Origin of the sequence: Psychrobacter piechaudii (assembly GCF_900162825.1) — a bacterium.
GTDB classification, from domain to species: Bacteria; Pseudomonadota; Gammaproteobacteria; order Pseudomonadales; family Moraxellaceae; genus Psychrobacter; species Psychrobacter piechaudii.
This window is the reverse complement of the sequence record NZ_FUGE01000086.1, coordinates 25,295-32,114: the sequence shown is the minus strand read 5'-3', so window position 1 is coordinate 32,114 and position 6,820 is coordinate 25,295. Positions and strand designations below refer to the sequence as shown.

Annotated in this window: 3 protein-coding genes; all 3 read left to right on the top strand. The window is 45.4% G+C overall.

Annotated features, from left to right (window positions below):
• The first annotated feature begins 359 nt into the window (after positions 1 to 359).
• The 3 genes from A1019T_RS04010 to A1019T_RS04000 all read left to right on the top strand — a co-directional run bounded on the left by A1019T_RS04010 (position 360) and on the right by A1019T_RS04000 (position 6,737).
• The gene (locus tag A1019T_RS04010) at positions 360 to 1,700 is read left to right on the top strand and encodes an efflux RND transporter periplasmic adaptor subunit (RefSeq protein ID WP_077450535.1); all 1,341 of its coding nucleotides are present in this window, start codon (positions 360 to 362) and stop codon (positions 1,698 to 1,700) included.
• Positions 1,701 to 1,876: 176 nt separating this feature from the next.
• On the top strand, positions 1,877 to 4,963 hold the full coding sequence (locus A1019T_RS04005; protein ID WP_077450534.1) for an efflux RND transporter permease subunit: 3,087 nt from the start codon (positions 1,877 to 1,879) through the stop codon (positions 4,961 to 4,963).
• Positions 4,964 to 5,015: 52 nt separating this feature from the next.
• Positions 5,016 to 6,737 carry a formate--tetrahydrofolate ligase gene (locus A1019T_RS04000; protein ID WP_077450533.1) on the top strand — a complete coding sequence of 574 codons (1,722 nt, stop codon included), beginning with the start codon at positions 5,016 to 5,018 and terminating at the stop codon, positions 6,735 to 6,737.
• Positions 6,738 to 6,820: the final 83 nt, after the last annotated feature.

The following is a 6,820-nucleotide window of genomic DNA, read 5'->3' as shown; positions in this document are numbered from 1 at the left end:
AAGATATTTTGATAATGGATTTGTAAAGTTGTTCTTTTAAGTTGTATATGCCTACCCTAGTTCTTTGCATAACTGTTGTTAATCGGTTTCACATTTTAAAAACCAGACCTCTTTTTATAAGCCCCTATAAGTCATAGCTTGTGGCTAATACACAAAATCTATTAGCTTAATTTGACACTCAAATATATAAGTAAAAAATTACTAATCAAACTCCAAATGAGTCACGATTTAATTAAGATTTTATTTATAATGAAAGTAAATAATTTAGTACGATATCACTCTAAACAAAAAGTGTTTATTTAACGTATAATTTAAATTATTTTTTTATTTATCCAAACCAATGTGTTTGCGAGACTGATATGACGAATAACTCTGATCCTAATAACAAAACACCCAGTGAGATTCCTAGCACTGCTAAGGATACCTCGCCAAATCCAGAAACTTCTGCAGCCAATACAGATTCGGCTTATACGCCCTATAGTGCAGAAGCGGTTAAGTCGAAGCCGAATTGGCTTTGGGTCTTACCTCTAATTTTGGTTGCGTTGGCCATTGGCTTGTTCGCAGGCAGAATGTGGGGCGAGAAACAAACTGAAGACAATGGCCTTGATGCTGAAAGGTCCGTTTCTCCGCAGATGGGCACCGCCACAGGGGTCACCGAGATTGAAAAGGAAGTGAGTCAAAAGCCCGTATTGACTGTTGAGACAGTTACGCCCTCTCAGTCTAGTGTGACTAACGATTTAACTGCCGATGGTACCATTAGTCCTGAGACTACCTCGACTGTAAGCGGTAAAGTGAGCGGAGTCGCCATTGATAGAGTCTTGGTCAGAGAAGGCGATCAAGTCAAAAAAGGTCAAGTATTGGCTATATTTGATACTGACGCGATGCAGCAGCAACTGATTCAAGCAAAAGCAGAATTGGCAGAAGCCGAGTCTAGCTATGAATTGGCAAAACGGGATGCTGATCGAGTTCTTCCTTTGTTAAATATCAATGCTATCAGCCAACAAGAGGCCGATCGCTACGTGGCCACTGCTAACCAAGCCGCCGCTTCGGTAGCTGCGTCAAGGGCTCGATTAAACAATCAAAACCTTAATATGCAAAACGCCAAGGTAACCGCTCCTGTCAGTGGGGTTATTAGTGAAAAATCGGCTAACGTGGGCAGTGTGCCTGGCCCAGAGCCTCTATTTACCATCATTGAAGAAGGTAAGCTTGAGTGGCAAGCCCAAGTGGATCCCAATAAAGTGGGTGAAATCAATGTGGGCACCCCGGTTGAAGTCAGCTTACCAAACAATAAAAGCGTTATGGGTAAAGTTAGCCGTATTTCACCTACAGCAGAAGATGGCAGCCGTCAGATTACCATTTATGCCTCTTTGGCCAGACACCCTAACGCCAGAGCAGGTATGTATCAACGCGGTACCTTCAAGCTGGGTAGCGATGCAAAATCGACCATTCCAGTCAGTGCAGTGGTTACTCAAGATGGTTACGATTATGTGATGCAAGTTAAAGCCGTGAAAGATGAGAATCGTGAAACTATTTATCGCGTGAGCCGAGTTAAAGTTAAACTTGGTGAGCGTCAAGGGGACCGTGTGGTACTGCTAGAGCCCCTTCAGGGAGAAGCCAATATCGTACGCCAAGGTGGCAGCTTCTTAAGTGACGGTGACGTTGTGACCATCGCCAACCCTGAATCGGCTAAAGCTGAATAAGTATTGTTATAGTTTAACTGAGTTTAGGAAGGTGAGATCTGGCAGGGAATCTGTTAAAAAATTAAAGCTTGTTTGTTAATGGCCTGTTTGTTAATAGATAACCCCGCCCTCTCGCCTACTCTTGCTTCGCCGTACCTTTCTTACTTTGATTTATTTCTCCAAGCAGGATGCCCTTTATGAGCCTTAATGTCTCAGCATACTCCATTCGAAACCCTCTGGTTGCCATTCTTCTATTCATACTACTGACCCTCGGTGGTATCTATGGATTTATGCAAATGAAGGTCCAACAGTTCCCAGATATTGACCTGCCCGCTGTGGTAGTTACTGTGACCCTGCCGGGTGCTGCCCCCAGCCAGCTGGAAAATGATGTGGCTAAAAAGATCGAAAACAAGATTGCCAGTATCGAGGGTGTGAAGCACATGAATACCACGCTCCAGACTGGGGCGGCTACAGTGACCACTGAATTCGTGTTAGAAAAGGACATTCAAGAAGCCGTAGACGATGTGCGCTCAGCGGTAGGGGAAGTCCAAGGGGACTTGCCTGCCGCAGCCAATGACCCTATCGTAACCAAGGTCACCACTGCCGGTCTGCCTGCTGTTACCTATACTGTTGCCGCCAATGGGGTTAGCCCTGAGGACTTATCTTGGTTTGTCGATGACACCATTAATAAGCGTCTGTCTGATATTAAAGGCGTGAGTACCGTAAGCCGCGTGGGAGGGCTGGAACGTGAAATCAGTGTTGAAGTAGATCCCATAAGTCTTAATGCTCTACAACTGCCTATTACCCAGCTATCAGAACAAATCACTGGTATTCAGCAAGACAGCTCAGGCGGAGAATCTGAGGTGGGCAGCAGCAAACAAAACATTCGTGTTTTGGGGGCGGTTAAGAGTGCTCGAGAGCTTAATGATTTACAAATTGCCTTACCCACAGGGGGCACTCAGCGTCTAGGTGAGATAGCAACCATTACCGATGGCACAGCTGATCCCAGCTCTATTGCCAAATTAGATGGGGAAACCGTGGTTGCTTTTAACGTGACTCGATCCCGCGGCGCCAGTGAAGTGGAAATCGTAAAACTGGTGGACGAAGAGTTGGCTAAGCTACAACAAGATATGCCCAACTATACCATCACCAAAGTATTCGATCGGGCCACCCCAGTTAAAGAGGACTATAAAGCCTCGCTTAGAATGTTGATTGAAGGCGGATTGTTAGCCGTAGTAGTGGTATTCCTATTCTTACGTAACGTGCGTGCCACTATTGTGGCGGCAGTTGCTCTACCCCTATCTGTTATCCCTACCTTCTTAGGTATGTATCTGTTCGACTTTAGTTTAAACCTCATTAGTTTATTAGCGCTGTCCTTAGTAGTGGGAGTGTTGGTCGATGATGCCATTGTAGAGGTAGAAAACATCATCCGTCACTTGCGCATGGGTAAGACCCCCTACCAGGCCGCAATGGAAGCCGCGGATGAGATTGGCTTGGCGGTAGTCGCCACAACCTTTACTTTAATTGCGGTGTTTTTGCCCACCGCCTTTATGAGCGGTATCGTTGGACAATTCTTCCGCCAGTTTGGGTGGACAGCAGCCATCTCTATTTTTGTCTCGCTAATGGTAGCCCGTTTAATCACCCCTATGATGGCCGCTTATGTGCTACGTCCTGAAAAGGGGCATGTCGAAAAGACTGGGCGCATCATGGAGATTTATTTAAAAACCGTCGGCTGGACCCTACATCACCGATGGATTACCTTGGGCACTACTTTACTACTGTTCGTAGCGTCGTTGACTTTAGTGAAGTTTTTACCGACCACTTTTATCCCAGAAAACGATATTGATCAAACTCGAGTCGGTATCGAGCTAACCCCAGATGCCAGCTTACAAGATACCGGCCGTATTACTAAAATGGTTGAAGATCGGATATCTCAAATTGAAGGGGTGAAAAGTATCTTAAGCGTGGTGGGCGATCCACAACAAGCCAGCTTAGATTCCTCCTCTAGCTCGGGTAGTGTTTCTAATGCGGCTAGTGTGGATATTGTGCTTGAGCCACGCGGAACCCGCCCTAGTAAAATAGAGATTGAGCGCCAGATCACCGACGCTTTATCCACGGTTCCAAGTGCAAGATTTGACATCGGCTTATCTAGTGGCGGTGAATCTGGCTATAGTTTTGCGCTGACCAGTACCAACTCTGAGCTATTAGAGCAAATGGCGCAGCAGGTGATGAATGAGATTCGCTCTTTACCTGAAGCCGGCAGTGTTACCAGTAACCGTAGCTTGCCACGCCAAGAGTTGTCCATTGTTCCCAATCGCACTGCCATGGCCGATCAAGGAGCCACCACACAAGGTGTCGCTGATACCTTACGTGTGGCGACTTTAGGCGATTATGAACAACGATTATCTAAGCTTAACTTAGATACGCGTCAGGTCCCTATCGTGGTGCGCTTGCCACAAGAAGCAAAAAACAATGTCAGTCAGTTAGCAGATTTATATGTCCCCACCTCAGGAACCACAGGCGCTCGAGTGGGTGAAGTTGCTGACCTATCATTTGGTACAGGACCTTCTGAAATCCTACGTTTTGATAGAGAACGGTCTATTACCATTAACGTTCAAGTCGCAGGCGGTGAGTTAGGGGGCCTAGTAGAAGCAGTGAAATCGATTCCATCACTGCAAGAAGGTAATATTCCCGAAGGTATTTCAATCATTGACCAAGGCCAGGCTGAGAGTATGTCTGAATTATTTGGTGGCTTTGTGATTGCTATCTCTGTCGGTATTATCTGTATCTTTGGGGTGCTTATTTTACTATTCGGTAAGGTGCTTCAGCCTTTCACTATTTTGATGGCATTACCTTTATCTATTGGCGGGGCTTTTGTGGGTTTGGTATTGACCAAAAGTAGCTTATCCATGCCCTCAATGATTGGCTTTATCATGCTGATGGGCATTGCCACCAAAAACTCTATTTTGTTGGTGGATTATGCCATTTTGGCCGAAAAAGAACACGGGTTGAATCGTTTCGACGCTCTTCTAGATTCTTGTCGTAAGCGGGCTCGACCTATTATCATGACCACCATTGCCATGGCTGCAGGAATGTTGCCTTTAATCTTTGGTCTCGGAGATGTCGACTCTACTTTTCGCCGTCCTATGGCAGCTGCGGTATTAGGAGGGCTGTTCACCTCAACCTTCTTAAGTTTAATTGTCATCCCTATGGTTTATACTTTTATGGATGATATTTCTAACTGGTTTGCTAAATGGCTACGTCCGCATGGTAAAACCGAGTAATCACTAACCCTTTAACTAGTTTTTTATGTTACAAACGAACCGAGAGTTAACTATGAGCGTACCAAGCGACATTGAGATTGCCCAAAAAGCAACCCTGAAACCGATTGTAGAAATTGCTGAACAACTGGGCTTAGCCGCAGATAAGATTGAGCCTTATGGCCACTATAAAGCCAAAATCAATCCCAATGACGTATTTGCCAAACCGCCAAAATCAAAAAACAGTAAATTGGTATTAGTTACAGCCATCAACCCTACCCCTGCCGGTGAGGGCAAAACCACAGTAACTATTGGTCTAACCGATGCCCTAAACCGAGTGCACAAGCAGAACCAAGATGGTAAACGTACCATTGTTGCACTACGAGAGCCATCAGTAGGTCCAGTGTTTGGTATTAAAGGAGGTGCTGCAGGGGGCGGTTACGCTCAAGTACTGCCTATGGAAGATATCAACCTCCACTTCACCGGTGACTTGCATGCCATAGGGGCGGCCAATAACCTATTGGCCGCTTTGATTGATAATCACATTTATCAAGGCAATGCTCTAAATATCGATCCCAAACAAATCCTTTGGCGCCGAGCCATGGATATGAATGACCGCCAACTGCGTAACATTGTGAGCGGTCTAGGCAATACCTCAGATGGGGTGATGCGTGAAGGCGGATTCGATATTACTGTGGCATCAGAGGTGATGGCTATCTTCTGTCTGGCCACAGATTTGGCCGATTTAAAACAGCGTTTGGGCGATATCTTGGTGGCTTATAGCAAAGATAAAAAGCCCATCTATGCCAAAGACTTAAAGGCTCATGGCGCAATGACTGCCTTATTAAAAGAAGCCATAAAGCCCAACTTGGTTCAAACCATTGAAGGCAACCCTGCTATTTTACACGGGGGCCCTTTTGCCAATATCGCCCATGGCTGTAACTCAGTTATAGCCACTCGCACTGCCCTACATTTGGCTGACTATACCTTAACTGAAGCCGGCTTCGGTGCCGACTTAGGCGCTGAGAAATTCTGTGATATTAAGTGTCGTCTATCAGGTTTAACCCCTGATGCTGCTGTGGTCGTAGCTACCATTCGCGCCCTAAAATATAATGGCGGTGCCAGCAAAGACAACTTAAAACAAGAAGATTTAGCGGCCCTGGATCAAGGCCTACCCAACCTAACCAAGCATATCGAGAACTTGCAAGAAATCTTTGGCTTACGTGTGATCGTGGCCATCAATAACTTTGAAAGCGATACTGAGGCTGAAATTGAGATGGTGCGTAAAGCGTGTAAGCGTCTGAAAGTTGATGTAGCGCTAACTCAGGTTTGGGAAAAAGGGGGCGCAGGAGGTGAGGATCTGGCCAAAGCTTTAATCGATTTACTCGATGCAGCAGACAATGACCCTAAAGCTAAGCATGGCGAATTTAAGTTTGCTTATGATACCCAAATGAGGATCGAAGATAAAATTCGTACCGTGGCTCAGCGAGTATATGGTGCCAATGATATTGATATTAGCAGTACCGCCAGAGCAAAAATTAAACGTCTAGAATCTCTACAACTAGACAAACTGCCTATTTGTATCGCTAAAACTCAATATTCTTTGAGTGATAACGCTTCTCTTCTAGGCCGTCCTACTGGCTTTAATGTTCAGGTACGTGATATTAGCCTCTCCAACGGTGCCGGATTTATCGTGGTGATTTGTGGTCCCATCATGAGAATGCCGGGCCTACCTAAAGTTCCGTCTGCTGAACGCATTGATGTCGATGATGAGGGTAATATTGTCGGCTTATTTTAACCAGCCCTGCTCTATAAGATATATTCTATAGCTTTAAACAGACCATAATTTTAAAAAGAGCACTGAAATTCAGTGCTCTTTTT